The sequence below is a fragment of the Pseudocitrobacter sp. 2023LY-00077 genome (assembly GCF_055796175.1).
The window spans coordinates 26,264-40,450 of sequence record NZ_JBSPEI010000014.1; the positions used below are offsets into that span (position 1 = coordinate 26,264).

Annotated in this window: 9 protein-coding genes; 8 read left to right on the top strand and 1 reads right to left on the bottom strand. The window is 48.9% G+C overall.

Annotated features, from left to right (window positions below; translation table 11 throughout):
- Positions 1-163 precede the first annotated feature (163 nt).
- Positions 164-862, top strand: coding sequence for a Bax inhibitor-1/YccA family protein (locus ACWWFX_RS17705; protein WP_473224391.1), 699 nt, complete (start codon positions 164-166; stop codon positions 860-862).
- Between the two features lie 391 nt (positions 863-1,253).
- On the opposite strand, the gene ACWWFX_RS17710 is transcribed toward ACWWFX_RS17705, so the two are convergent.
- Positions 1,254-3,401 (bottom strand): right-handed parallel beta-helix repeat-containing protein, encoded by a 2,148-nt coding sequence (locus ACWWFX_RS17710; protein WP_473224392.1) that lies wholly within the window; start codon positions 3,399-3,401, stop codon positions 1,254-1,256.
- 345 nt (positions 3,402-3,746) lie between these two features.
- On the opposite strand from ACWWFX_RS17710, the gene glmU reads away from it, so the two are divergent.
- The 7 genes from glmU to pstS all read left to right on the top strand — a co-directional run bounded on the left by glmU (position 3,747) and on the right by pstS (position 14,107).
- Positions 3,747-5,117: a bifunctional UDP-N-acetylglucosamine diphosphorylase/glucosamine-1-phosphate N-acetyltransferase GlmU gene (glmU, locus tag ACWWFX_RS17715; RefSeq protein WP_473224393.1), complete on the top strand. Its 1,371-nt coding sequence runs from the start codon at positions 3,747-3,749 to the stop codon at positions 5,115-5,117.
- A 221-nt stretch (positions 5,118-5,338) separates the two neighbouring features.
- The gene (glmS, locus tag ACWWFX_RS17720; RefSeq protein WP_276222776.1) at positions 5,339-7,168 is read left to right on the top strand and encodes a glutamine--fructose-6-phosphate transaminase (isomerizing); all 1,830 of its coding nucleotides are present in this window, start codon (positions 5,339-5,341) and stop codon (positions 7,166-7,168) included.
- Positions 7,169-7,819: 651 nt separating this feature from the next.
- Complete coding sequence (locus tag ACWWFX_RS17725) at positions 7,820-8,416, top strand: chaperone-usher fimbrial major subunit (RefSeq protein WP_473224394.1); 597 nt, start codon at positions 7,820-7,822, stop codon at positions 8,414-8,416.
- 77 nt (positions 8,417-8,493) lie between these two features.
- On the top strand, positions 8,494-9,180 hold the full coding sequence (locus ACWWFX_RS17730; RefSeq protein WP_473224395.1) for a fimbrial chaperone: 687 nt from the start codon (positions 8,494-8,496) through the stop codon (positions 9,178-9,180).
- Between the two features lie 22 nt (positions 9,181-9,202).
- Positions 9,203-11,734 (top strand): fimbria/pilus outer membrane usher protein, encoded by a 2,532-nt coding sequence (locus tag ACWWFX_RS17735; protein ID WP_473224431.1) that lies wholly within the window; start codon positions 9,203-9,205, stop codon positions 11,732-11,734.
- 17 nt (positions 11,735-11,751) lie between these two features.
- Positions 11,752-12,810: a fimbrial protein gene (locus ACWWFX_RS17740; protein WP_473224396.1), complete on the top strand. Its 1,059-nt coding sequence runs from the start codon at positions 11,752-11,754 to the stop codon at positions 12,808-12,810.
- Between the two features lie 256 nt (positions 12,811-13,066).
- The gene (gene pstS, locus ACWWFX_RS17745) at positions 13,067-14,107 is read left to right on the top strand and encodes a phosphate ABC transporter substrate-binding protein PstS (RefSeq protein WP_015966602.1); all 1,041 of its coding nucleotides are present in this window, start codon (positions 13,067-13,069) and stop codon (positions 14,105-14,107) included.
- The last annotated feature ends 80 nt before the right edge of the window (positions 14,108-14,187 follow it).

Genomic DNA, 14,187 nt, shown 5'->3' on the forward strand with positions numbered 1-14,187 from the left:
CAGGCTGGCTTTTTTTATGATTTTGACCCGTTATATACATAATATTTATTAATATTCAAAAAGTTATCCGATCCCGTCAACGCTAATTGTCACCCTCTCGACGCAGTGCTATTTTGTCTCGCATGTAACTATTACAGCTGTAACTATATGAGGGATCATTAGCATGTCATTTAAACCTTTATTTGAAGGCCCGCAATCAGCTCGTCAGACTGACCGCGCCACGTTTATTCGTCAAACCTACATTCACCTTGCCGTTTCGGTACTGGGCTTTATTTTGCTGAGCGCGGTGTTGATGAATCAGGGCGTGGGCGAGATGATGCTGGCAAAACTGGCGGCGGGCGGTCGTTATGGCTGGCTGGTGGTACTGGGGGCATTTATGCTGGTGAGCATGCTGGCGACGCGTCTCGCCGATAACGTGGAATCCGATAACACTCAGCAGATTGGCCTTGGGATTTACGTGCTCGCCGAAGCGTTAATTTTCGCGCCGTTGCTCACCATGGCCAGATACATCAACCCGGACATCATCCCATCCGCTGCGATTACCACGCTGCTGCTGGTGTGCGGCCTGACCTTTACCGCCTTCACCACGCGTAAAGACTTTTCTTTTATGCGTTCGTTTTTGACGATAGCGAGCTTTATCGCGCTGGGGGCTATTGTGGCAAGCGTGATGCTCGGGTTCTCGCTCGGGATTTGGTTTAGTGCCGCGATGGTGCTGCTGTGTGCCGGGTTTATTCTGTACGATACCTCCAACATCATTCATCACTATCCAACCAACCGTCCTGCTGGCGCAGCGCTGCATTTGTTCGCATCCATCGCCACGATGTTCTGGTATGTGCTGCGGCTGTTTATGTCACGCAACTAAGTTCACGCGGTAAATCGTGCATATGCAGGTTTTACCGCGCTGTTTCAATTTGCCTGAAACTGAAAAGCGGTTTTGATATTTTGTGATTAACATCACAAAAACGTTGATCGATTAAAAAATGAGGCGTAGACTTCTTTTTGTGAGTTGAGTCACAAAAATTATTTTCCTACAAAGGTGCTATCATGAAACTGATCAACAAAATCATCGCTCTTTTCAGCTCTATGAATATCTCTTTCGGTACTATCAACCACTAAGGTTGCATGGCTGAAAGCCTCGTTTGCTGTGTTTCGTTTTGCGCTGTACCGCTAACTAAAACCACAACACATGCGGTGTGAACGAGAACCAAACGAAGAAGGTCGCCTGATGGCGACCTTTTTGTTTATTTGCGGCGTTAATTTTTAGTCAGAAAATCCCCGGTCTTAAAGCTGCCATCCGCGTTACGCTCCAGCGGTTGTGGCAGGTCCAGCGAGAGATACTCCTTGCTGTTTATGCTTTTCCCTTCAGCAATAAAGATATTGCTGGCATCAATATTCCCCACCACCGCATCATCGTATTTTCCGGGCGTTGTGCGCAGCGAAAGGTTGTCGCTGAAGACACCCTGCGTTGACGCATCGCCGTAGGGGCTCGGGCGGAAGATGTAGTTGAAACGCTGATTGTCGACGGCAACGTTGTTCACCACCACCAGCTTGCCCGGGTTAAAGTTATCGGTGAAACCATCAAGATGGTTGCCAATGGCAATACTGTTGCGGATCTCATGTGCGACGGGCTGCCCTTCTCCACCTAACTTAAAGCCGTTACTGGTGTTGTTACGGGCGATGGAGTTTTCAATGACCACCACCCCGTTGGCGCCGTCTTCGATTTTGTTGAACAGATCGTAGCCGTCATCAATGTTGTCGTGTGCATAGCATCCTTCCAGCCGGTTGCCTTCCCCCACGCGCATCTTCACCGCAAAGCCGTCGGCATTGATCTTGCCGGGATCTTCATTGCTGAACGATTCCGAATTCACGACCCGGTTGTAGCTGGCCCACAGTGGGCGACCCAGTTTATCCGGCGAGGAGATTTGAATCCCGGTATCGTCGTTGTGATAGGCCACAACGTTCTCGATAATGTTATGACTGCCCTGAATACGCAAACTCTTATCGGTAATATCGATACCGTTGAGATGCCAGTAGTTCGCGTCCAGCAATATACCGTGGATCACCGCTTTGCCCTTGGCCGCCAGCACTTTCGGCTTATCCTTCAGGCCGCTGGCGCTGAGCGGAATATCCGTTTTCGGATAGCTTCCCGCAGCAAGAATAATTGTTCCGCCTGGCGGCAGCAGATTAATAGCCGTATTGAGATCTAACGGCGACGCTTGCGTCCCTTTCCCCTCTGCTTTTCCGTCTGGCGCAACATACAACGTGTTGCCCGTGATGGTCGTGACGAGTTGCACGTCCATGCTCTGAGTTACCGGCTTGCCGTTTGTGGGCGTCCAGCTAATCTGGAAATTATTGTTCTCCTGAAGCTGAGTGGGCAGGGTAAACATCTCGCCGGCCTTCACCACTTTATCAATCCCGATCACCACTTCGTTGTGACGCACGGTAAAGTTTCCGTCACCGTTGGCGCGTGCCTGGAGGATGTAATCCTTGCTCAGACTCTTCTCTGCGGAAGCAATCTGCATCACCGGCGGCCAGCTTTTCGCCACAAAAGGCGCGGATGCCACGGTTTGCGCAGGAGAAGTGGTGAGTGACGCATCGCGAACGGTGATTTTGGCATTGCGCGAGGCGAAGAAGCCAACGTAGTAATGTTGCTTATCCTGTACCGAAATAAGATCGGCACGCGGCAGTTTTTCGCTGACCCACTCATCACTGCCCGCAGGAGCCCAGGCGGTAATGAAGCCTTCGTTGGTACGCTCAAGCTTCAGGCGGAAGGTCGGCGTCTTTTGCAGATCAACTTCTTCTTTGTAGCTCACCTTATTTATCGCTGACCCGGAATTGCCCCACGGTTGTGTGATGCCTTCGCGCGCGATGGCCTGTAGCTTCACGCGGTGAGCATCTTTTTTGTCCTGCGTCATGATGGCATTCATCACCATGTTGGATGCGGCCGGGAACTCCTCGTAGCCCTCTTTCAGTGGCTCCTGACGCGGAGTGCCAATTACATCGCGCACCAGTAAACCCGCACCCTCCTGTGCCGCCGGTTTGGCGCCGTTTTCCGGGCCAAACTGATCGACGGTCACCGTGGCCTGCAGCACAAAGTTTTCATCTGCGGGGAGTTGGGTGTAGAAAAACGTCAGGCCATCATGCGAGTTAGCAATCTTGCCGCCGCGGCTCTCCAGGGTAATCGGTTTGCTCAAATCCGCCGTGCTGTCCTGGCTGAGCGTTTTACCCTCAATGGTGACGTTATTCACGCCAACCTTTTCCGGCAGGACGTTGGAGGAGAAATTGACATCAGTCGATTGCCCAAAGGCGACCGCTTTCCAGAGTGGAGCCTGTGCGGCCAGTGCCGGTAGGGTAATAACAGCGCTGCACAGAGTTAAAGCCAGAGGTAATTTGTTTTTCATATTATATTCCTGAATGGTTTCCCGCTGCGATTATCACCAAAATGAAATGCTGTTTCTTTTTTGTGCGTCACAAAATAGCTCAAATAAAACACTGTTTTATTTCTGCGCGATCTTTATTCAGGTGGCAAAAGAAGAGCCTAAGCAGTGGCATAGCGCGTAATTCGGCGTTCTGGCTAAACTTTTACAAGACAAAACGTTTTATGATGGTCGAAAATGGGCTCAGAAAGACGTGTAACAACAGACGGTTGACCGTTTTAACAGCAGACCATTTCATGATGAAAAATATGTAGAAATTTCAAGGTGAAATGGGGTTTACTTCTTACTTAATTTACAGACAGGATGCATATGTCTAACAGTACAATGAGCGTCGTGATCCTTGCCGCTGGCAAAGGCACCCGCATGTATTCCGAACTTCCAAAAGTGCTGCACACCCTGGCAGGAAAGCCAATGGTGCAACACGTCATTGATGCTGCCAATAAATTAGGCGCAGCGCAGGTCCATCTGGTATATGGCCACGGCGGCGAACTGCTCAAAAAGACGCTGACCGACGGCAATCTGAACTGGGTGCTTCAGGCTGAACAGCTGGGTACGGGCCATGCCATGCAGCAGGCCGCGCCGTTCTTTGCCGATGATGAAGACATCATGATGCTGTATGGCGATGTACCGCTGATTTCCATTGAGACGCTGCAACGCCTGCGCGATGCGAAACCGCAGGGCGGCATTGGCCTGCTGACCGTCAAGCTCGACGATCCTACCGGCTATGGCCGCATCACCCGCGAAAATGGCAAGGTGACCGGCATCGTTGAGCATAAAGACGCCAGCGATGAACAGCGTCAGATTCAGGAAATTAACACCGGCATTTTGATTGCCAGCGGTGCGGATATGAAGCGCTGGTTGTCGAAGCTGAACAACAACAATGCGCAGGGTGAGTTCTATATCACCGACATCATCGCGATGGCGTATCAGGAAGGGCGTGAAATTGCCGCCGTACATCCTGACCGCCTGAGCGAAGTGGAAGGCGTCAACAACCGTCTGCAACTCTCTCGCCTGGAACGTGTTTACCAGTCTGAGCAGGCCGAAAAGCTGCTGCTGGCTGGCGTAATGCTGCGCGACCCGGCGCGTTTTGATCTCCGTGGCACCCTGGTTCACGGGCGCGATGTGGAAATCGACGCTAACGTTATTCTGGAAGGCGACGTTACGCTGGGCAACCGCGTGAAAATTGGCGCGGGCTGCGTGATTAAAAACGCGGTGATTGGCGATGATTGCGAAATCAGCCCCTATAGCGTGGTGGAAGACGCGCGTCTTGACGCCGCCTGCACCATCGGCCCGTTCGCTCGTCTGCGTCCTGGCGCAGAACTCATGGAAGGCGCGCACGTCGGCAACTTCGTTGAAATGAAAAAAGCGCGTCTGGGTAAAGGCTCGAAAGCCGGTCATCTGACTTACCTGGGCGATGCAGAAATTGGCGACAACGTGAATATCGGCGCAGGCACCATCACCTGTAACTACGATGGTGCGAATAAATTCAAAACCATCATTGGGAATGATGTGTTTGTGGGTTCTGACACGCAGCTGGTGGCGCCGGTTACCATCGGCAATGGCGTGACCATCGCCGCAGGCACCACCGTAACGCGCAATGTTGCTGATAACGAACTGGTTTTAAGCCGTGTACCGCAGGTCCATAAACAGGGCTGGCAGCGTCCGGTGAAGAAGAAGTAAGTTTCGTGGCGGGCTTGCCCGCCCAACAAATTTGTAGGCCTGATAAGGCGAAGCCGCCATCAGGCAGACTGGGGATGAGGAGATAACATAATCTCCCGCCCAAAAAGCAGTACTCAAAATAATAACCCCACTCTCTACAAAGGCTCGGGGCGCCCGAAAATACGGGCATACAGGTTGACCGACAACGACTGGCATATCGCCAAAATCGGAATTAAAAAACTATGTGTGGAATTGTAGGCGCAGTCGCGCAACGTGATGTAGCTGAGATCCTTCTCGAAGGTTTACGTCGTCTGGAATACCGTGGTTATGACTCCGCGGGTCTGGCGGTCGTTGATGAAAAGGGCAATATGACCCGTCTGCGTCGTCTGGGTAAAGTCCAGATGCTCTCTCAGGCGGCGGAAGAACACCCGCTTCACGGCGGCACCGGTATTGCTCACACCCGTTGGGCAACGCACGGCGAACCATCAGAAACCAACGCGCATCCGCATGTTTCTGAACACATTGTGGTGGTGCATAACGGCATCATCGAAAACCACGAACCGCTGCGCGAAATGTTGCAGGGCCGTGGCTATACATTCGTGTCCGAAACGGATACCGAAGTGATCGCGCACCTGGTGCACTGGGAAATGGAACAGGGCGGCACGCTGCGTGAAGCTGTGCTGCGCGCCATCCCACAGCTGCGTGGCGCGTACGGTACCGTGATTATGGATACCCGCAACCCGGAAACCCTGCTGGCCGCGCGTTCGGGTAGCCCGCTGGTTATCGGCCTCGGCATGGGTGAAAACTTTATCGCCTCTGACCAGCTGGCGCTGCTGCCGGTGACGCGTCGCTTTATCTTCCTCGAAGAGGGCGATATCGCGGAAGTGACCCGCCGCGCGGTAACCGTGTTTGATAAATCTGGCGCAGAAGTAAAACGTCAGGATATCGAATCCAATCTCCAGTATGACGCCGGCGATAAAGGTATTTACCGCCACTACATGCAGAAAGAGATTTACGAGCAGCCTAACGCCATCAAAAACACCCTGACTGGCCGCATCAGCCACGGGCAGGTTGATTTAAGCGAACTGGGTCCGAACGCCGACGAACTGCTGGCGAAAGTGGAGCACATTCAGATTATCGCGTGTGGTACCTCCTACAACTCCGGGATGGTTTCTCGCTACTGGTTTGAATCGCTGGCGGGCGTACCGTGCGACGTGGAAATCGCCTCTGAATTCCGCTATCGCAAATCTGCGGTGCGTCGTAACAGTCTGATGATCACCCTGTCTCAGTCTGGCGAAACGGCAGATACCCTTGCGGGTCTGCGTCTGTCGAAAGAGCTGGGATATCTGGGGTCACTGGCAATCTGTAACGTGCCGGGTTCCTCGCTGGTGCGTGAATCTGACCTGTCGATGATGACCAATGCCGGTACTGAAATCGGCGTGGCATCGACCAAAGCGTTCACCACTCAGTTAACGGTTCTGTTAATGCTGGTGGCGAAACTGGCGAGCCTGAAAGGTCTGGATGCGTCCATCGAACACGATATCGTTCATGGTTTGCAAGCGCTGCCGAGTCGTATTGAGCAGATGCTGTCGCAGGACAAACGTATTGAAGCGCTGGCGGAAGATTTCTCTGACAAACATCATGCGCTGTTCCTTGGCCGTGGCGACCAGTACCCTATCGCCCTGGAAGGCGCTCTGAAGCTAAAAGAGATCTCCTACATTCACGCGGAAGCCTACGCCGCAGGCGAGCTGAAACACGGCCCGCTGGCGCTGATTGATGCAGATATGCCGGTTATCGTGGTTGCGCCGAACAACGAACTGCTGGAAAAACTGAAGTCCAACATTGAAGAAGTGCGTGCGCGCGGCGGTCAACTGTACGTTTTCGCCGACCAGGATGCTGCTTTCACCAACAGCGACAACATGCACATCATCGAGATGCCGCACGTTGAAGAGGTGATTGCGCCAATCTTCTATACCGTACCGCTGCAGTTGCTGGCATATCACGTCGCGCTGATTAAAGGCACTGACGTTGACCAGCCGCGTAACCTGGCGAAATCGGTAACAGTTGAGTAAAATTTGAACGCGAATGGAAAAGGTTGCCGTAACGGCAACCTTTTTGCGTTCCTGTGCATGGTACAGGAATAGAACTGAGGCATTTTAGTCTTATGATCACGAGTTTTTCCGGGATAGATTTCGAATAGCCAATTATCTGATTTGTTAATTTTCAAACCATCAATGATATGTTTTTAATATTCAATATTTTTTGAAACAATATTAAACTAAATGAATTCTTAAATATAATGAGATCGGTTGCATCAATTCAAGCGTTAAGATAATTATACTTATTAAATATAATATTTTGTGTTTTTTATATATTACAGAGTTATGGATTTATATTTAATATTGTTTTAATGTATTTATAAATTAATAAATATTATATCCATCCAAAATATTATTTTGCGGTGAATTATAATTTATTCTTGCTATTTCCCCTTTCCAGGTATTAACATCCCCCCCGTCAATATGTGTCCCATCTTTTCCAGATGTAATTATTCATACTTGTTGTATTGTATTTGCATATACATGTTGTTACTGCCATTACAGTGATTTATGAATAAGAGGATTGTTCGTCTGAATATGTTGTGATGATTATTGCTATTAATTCTATATATGTAGTTAATATATGGAAAGGAAATGATATTTATTATTTAATGGAGTTAGGGAATGAAACTCAATTTAGTTACAGGTGTATTGGTGCTGTCCTCCACGCTGATGATGGGCCAGGCGCTAGCAGAAGATGGTACTGTTCACTTTCGTGGTGAAGTAACTGATAGTACCTGTAAAGTTGATCCGGCTAGCGCCGATCAATATGTCGATTTGCATAAAGTGAGTACGTCTGGTCTGACTGGCCAGACAGAAAGAACCACGTCACCAACCCCTTTTGATATCAAACTGACAGATTGTCCTGCTGTATTTAAAAATGCCACCGTGGTTTTTGATGGTACAGAAGATCAGGATGCTGCGGGAAAAGGTTATCTGGCAATTGGTAGCGGTGGCGCACCAGTAAACGATGGCACTCATCCAAGTGGTGATTTTACCGGTGATCCACTTCCTGTTGCTGCTGCTACGGGCGTGGCAATCAAAATTACCAACCGTAGCGACAGATCTGTCGTCGGTCTTTTCAACCCATCATTACCTGCTGATATTACTGGCGGCTCTGCCACTCTGTCATTCCTGGCTCAGTATGTTTCTACGAAAGATACTGTAACGCCGGGTACGGGTAATGCTGATTCGCAATTTACCGTAACGTATAGTAAATAACTCACAATATTACTAAATAGCGGAATAAGGGGCTGCCTTTGTCCTCAGCCCCTTTTATCATTTTTTGGTGCTAAATTATGTTGCTACGTTTGTCCACTGTTTTTTTTACGTTTTCTTTATTTATGATGTCAACACTGGCGCAGGCGGGTATTGTTGTGGGCGGAACGCGGGTTATTTATTATAGTAATAAACCCGATGCAACAATTTCGGTTATTAATAAAGAAACTACCGTACCGTATCTGATTCAGGCATGGGTCGATCCTTTTGATAAAACGGACACCAGCAAACCTCCATTTACGGTGATCCCACCCGTGTCTCGCCTTGAAGCCCAGCAGGAAAAGGTGTTGCGTATTATTAAAACACAGGGCGAACTGCCAAAAGACAGAGAATCTGTTTTCTGGTTAAACATCAAAAACATTCCCCCTGCCAGCGATCGGGAAAAAACCAACACTCTGGAAATCGCCGTTAAAACGCGGATTAAATTTTTCTGGCGACCTGCCGAGATTAAAGATACGCCTGAGAGTGTTGTGTTGAAACTAAAATGGCAGATTCAGAATCAAAAGTTAGTGGTTACTAATCCCTCAGCAATTCATATCAATGTGATGGATGTTGCTGTTGACGGTAAAGATGTCCCTCTTAATATCATTCGACCCTTTGAAACGTTAACGCTCCCGTTACCATCAGGCGTAAGTGGAAAATCATTGTTGTGGCACTTTATTAATGACTACGGCGCGATTAGTAAAGATATTAAAATAAAACTCTGACCGTTTTATAAGGAAAATAATGATGAACGGGTCATCACTTTTTATCGCGCTGACATCAGGGGTGCTGTTGTGTCTTACCGGTACTGCCGCTGCGCGTGATGCATTATTTAACCCAGCTTTGCTGGAAATCGATCATCCTATGGATGTCGATATTAGTCAGTTCAATCGATCAAATAGCTTGCAGCCCGGCACCTATAAACTTTCTATTAATGTTAATGGCAAGTTTATCGAAGACCGTGATGTGACGTTTGTACAGGATAATCCAGATAGTAAATTACACCCCTGCTTTGTTGCCATAAAAGATGTGCTGACGGAGTTAGGCGTAAAAGTGAAGGCGATAAAAACGCTGGATAAAATTGACGATAAAATGTGCGTTAATCCAGAGTCACTGATTGATGGCGCAAGCTGGGTACTGGATGTCAATACGTTATCGTTGAACGTTGATATTCCACAAATCTGGCTGGATATCGCTGCGCATAATTACATCAGTCCATCCCGCTGGGACGAGGGGATTAATGCCATGATGATCAACTATGATTTCTCTGGCATGCATTCTTTGAAATCTGATTATGATGAAGGTGATTACTATTACCTGAACCTGCAAAATGGGATTAACCTGGGCGCATGGCGATTGCGTAATTACAGTACCTTAAATGTGACTGAGGACGACACCAGCTACCACTCGCTAAGTTCTTATTTACAGCGTGATATTGCGGCTTTGCGTAGCCAAATTATGATCGGCGATACCTGGACGGCGAGCGATATTTTCGACAGTACTCAGGTGCGCGGTTTAAGGTTATACACCGACGACGATATGCTCCCGTCCAGTCAAAATGGTTTTGCACCCGTGGTGCGTGGGATCGCGAAAAGCAATGCGACAGTAATTATCAAACAAAATGGCTACATTATTTATCAGTCTGCCGTCCCACAAGGGGCATTTGAAATTACCGATCTCAATACTGCCAGCACGGGTGGCGATTTGGATGTGACCGTCAAGGAAGAAGGGGGTAGCGAACAACACTTTACCCAACCTTTTACGTCACTGGCGATCCTCAAACGTGAAAACCAGACAGACTTTGATATCAGCGTAGGGGAAATGCGCGATCAAAGTGGTTTCACACCCGATGTTTTTCAGTCGCAAATATTACATGGTTTGCCGTGGGGGCTAACCGTGTACGGTGGGACGCAAATTGCAGAAGATTACATGTCAGGGGCGATTGGCATCGGTAAAGATATGGGGTCTCTGGGGGCTGTTTCTGTTGATGTAACGCAGGCTAATTCCACTTTTGATGATAGTGATGAGCAGGGGCAGTCATACCGATTCCTGTATTCCAAGCGTTTTGAAGATACTGATACGACATTCCGTCTGGTGGGTTATCGCTACTCCACGCAGGGATATTACACGCTCAATGAATGGGCAAGCCGACGTGATGATGAAGAAGGGTTCTGGGAAACCGGCAACCGGCGTAGTCGCCTGGAAGGGACGTGGACCCAGGCGTTTCCTGAAGGATGGGGTAATATTTATTTGACCCTCAGTCGCCAGGAGTACTGGAAAACGGATGAGGTAGAGCGACTGGTGCAGCTTGGCTACAACAACTACTGGCACCGTATTTCGTGGAACGTATCCTGGAACTATACCGATTCGACGAATATCAGCAGTGGTTCGCATTATTACACCAATGACGACAACAACAACAATGATGATGATGGCGGCGAACATATTTTTATGTTCTCGGTTTCCATTCCGCTCTCTGGCTGGATGCAGGACAGCTATGCTAATTATTCATTGACGCAGAACAATCATAATGAAAGCACCATGCAAGCGGGTGTTAGCGGTACATTGCTGGAAGAGCGTAATATGACCTATAACGTTCAACAGTCCTGGAGTAGTTCGCCAGAAGATACTTACAGTGGAAGTGCGGGTTTGAGCTACGATGGTACATATGGTTCCGTTAGCGGCTCGTATGATTACAGCTCAGAGTCGCAGCGACTGAATTATGGAATGAAAGGCGGTATTCTGGTTCATGCCGATGGAGTGACCTTCTCGCAGGAATTGGGTGAAACCGTTGCGCTTATCAAAGCGCCAGGGGCGGAAGGCGTTGGCGTAGATAACGCCACGGGCGTTTCTACTGACTGGCGCGGTTATACGGTAAAAACGCAAATGTCGCCATACGATGAAAACCGTGTGGCTATCAGTAGCGATTATTTTGAAAAAGCCAATGTTGAAATTGAAAACAGTGTTGTAAACATTGTACCTACACGTGGTGCGGTTGTTCGCGCTGAATTCGTCACGCATGTGGGTTATCGCGTGTTATTTTTCGTGAAAACAGCAAGTGGTAAGCCAGCCCCCTTTGGCGCAATGGCAATGGCAAATTTGGAATCAGGGTCTGTCACAGGGATCGTTGGAGACAATGGTGAATTGTACCTTTCAGGTATGCCAGAAAAAGGTAGTTTTACACTGACTCTCGGTACTGATAAAACCTGTACTGCACATTATCAGCTCACCGTTCAGTCACCGAAAGCATTGCTGGAATTACCAGTGAGTTGCCAATAATAAAAGGAATTATAGTAATGAATAAAATATGGATGCCTGTATTGTCGGGAATACTGATGCTGATAAGTTTATCGGCGTTCTCTGCACCAACCGGGTATTGTGTTGCTGACAGTGGTACGTTCCATAACACACTGCCTTTTAGTGGTACAACAATTACAGTGCAGCAGAACCGTGCCGGGCAGGTTGTTGAAAGAGATGTCGATAATGGACTGTCCTATCAAGGGCATTGCTATTGCCAAACGGATATCAATGGTAGCTGGGCGCATATTTATTACACGGCAATAATGAATCCAGCCTTACCTGAGTCGGGAGCGAGAAGCGGTATCCAGTATTATAATTTAGATGAGTATTTGGATGTCGGTGTATCATTCTATATCCTCGGTAAAGGATATTTTAATGCCCCATTTGCCGACCAACCTAACCAGCCAAGTGATGGGGTCTATAAATGTCACGGGGTAGCAGGCGATCCGTTACCTTTCTATAGTGGTGGGCAAGCAAAACTTTATTTTTATATTAAGCAACCGTTTATTGGGAAAATTGTTATTCCTCAAACGTTGATCAGTAAACTGTATGGCACGATCACACCGGATGATCCTCTTAATGTCGCGATGTCTGATGTGTATATTGCCGGAGATATTACCGCGCCACAAAGCTGTACGATTAATGCCGGGCAAATTATTGAGTTCGATTTTAAACAAATCCCCGCGTCTGAATTTTCGTCTACAGCCGGAACGGCGCTGACAGCCAGAAAACAAACGCAAACAGTAAATGTGGATTGTACCGGAATGGCGCAGGGGCAAGACGTCGATGTATCGTTACATGCGTCGCCGGTGGCTTCTGACCCCACCATGATTCAAACCTCCAACCCGGATGTAGGAATCAAAGTTTACGATGAATTCAATAATGAAGTGAATGTGAACGGTGGGATAATGGAAACGGAGATGGGGAGGATCAGGTTAGGCGAGGAAGATGGCTCGTTAACGTTTTCTGCGGCGCCCGCCAGCGCAACGGGGGCCAGACAGGAGCCCGGCGTGTTTGATGCTACGGCAACCATTAATGTGGAGATTAAAAACTAATCTCGCAATATGTTCCCCAACGGCTGCTTCGGCGGCCGTTGTCATTTTCTCCATCTTGTACCACGCTTACTATCAGGTTTTATGACAAAATAGTGACAATGATTGGAAATAAATCTGATAATAATCATTGCATTAGATAATTTTCCACGGATGTCATAAAAATGTCATATTCCATACATATAACTGTCACCTGTTTGTCCTATTTTGCTCATCGTAGCCATTAAACAATGCTTTATGAATCCTCCCAGGAGACATTATGAAAGTTATGCGTACCACCGTCGCAACTGTTGTCGCCGCGACCTTATCGATGAGTGCTTTCTCTGCGTTTGCTGCAGCAAGCCTGACAGGTGCTGGTGCAACATTCCCGGCGCCGGTGTATGCCAAATGGGCTGACACCTATCAGAAAGAGACCGGTAATAAGGTTAACTACCAGGGTATTGGTTCTTCTGGCGGCGTAAAACAAATTACCGCTAACACCGTGGATTTCGGCGCATCTGATGCCCCGCTTTCTGACGAAAAACTGGCGCAGGAAGGCCTGTTCCAGTTCCCGACCGTTATCGGCGGTGTGGTTCTGGCTGTAAACATTCCGGGTCTGAAATCTGGCGAACTGGTGCTGGATGGCAAAACCCTGGGTGACATCTACCTGGGTAAAATCAAGAAGTGGGATGATGAAGCCATCACCAAACTGAACCCAGGTGTGAAACTGCCTTCGCAGAATATCGCCGTCGTACGCCGTGCGGATGGTTCCGGTACTTCTTTCGTGTTCACCAGCTATCTGGCGAAAGTGAACGAAGAGTGGAAATCCAAAGTTGGCGCAGGCTCTACCGTGAACTGGCCGACTGGCCTGGGCGGTAAAGGCAACGACGGTATCGCGGCGTTCGTACAGCGTCTGCCGGGTGCGATTGGTTATGTCGAGTACGCTTATGCGAAACAGAATAACCTGGCCTATACCAAAATTGTTTCTGCCGACGGTAAGCCGGTAAGCCCGACCGAAGAGAGCTTCTCTAACGCCGCCAAAGGCGTTGACTGGAGCAAATCCTTCGCCCAGGACCTGACTAACCAGAAAGGTGACGATGTGTGGCCGATTACCTCCACCACCTTCATCCTGGTGCACAAAGAGCAGAAGAAACCTGAGCAGGGTGTAGAAGTGCTGAAGTTCTTCGACTGGGCATACAAAAACGGCGCGAAACAGGCTAACGACCTGGATTACGCTTCACTGCCGGACAGCGTGGTTGAGCAGGTTCGTGCCGCATGGAAGACCAGCGTGAAAGACAGCAGCGGTAAAGCGCTGTACTAACGGGAAATATTGACGAAAATGGCGGGTGGCGCTGCGCTTACCCGCCCTACGGTTCACACTGTAGGCCCGATAAGTGCTTG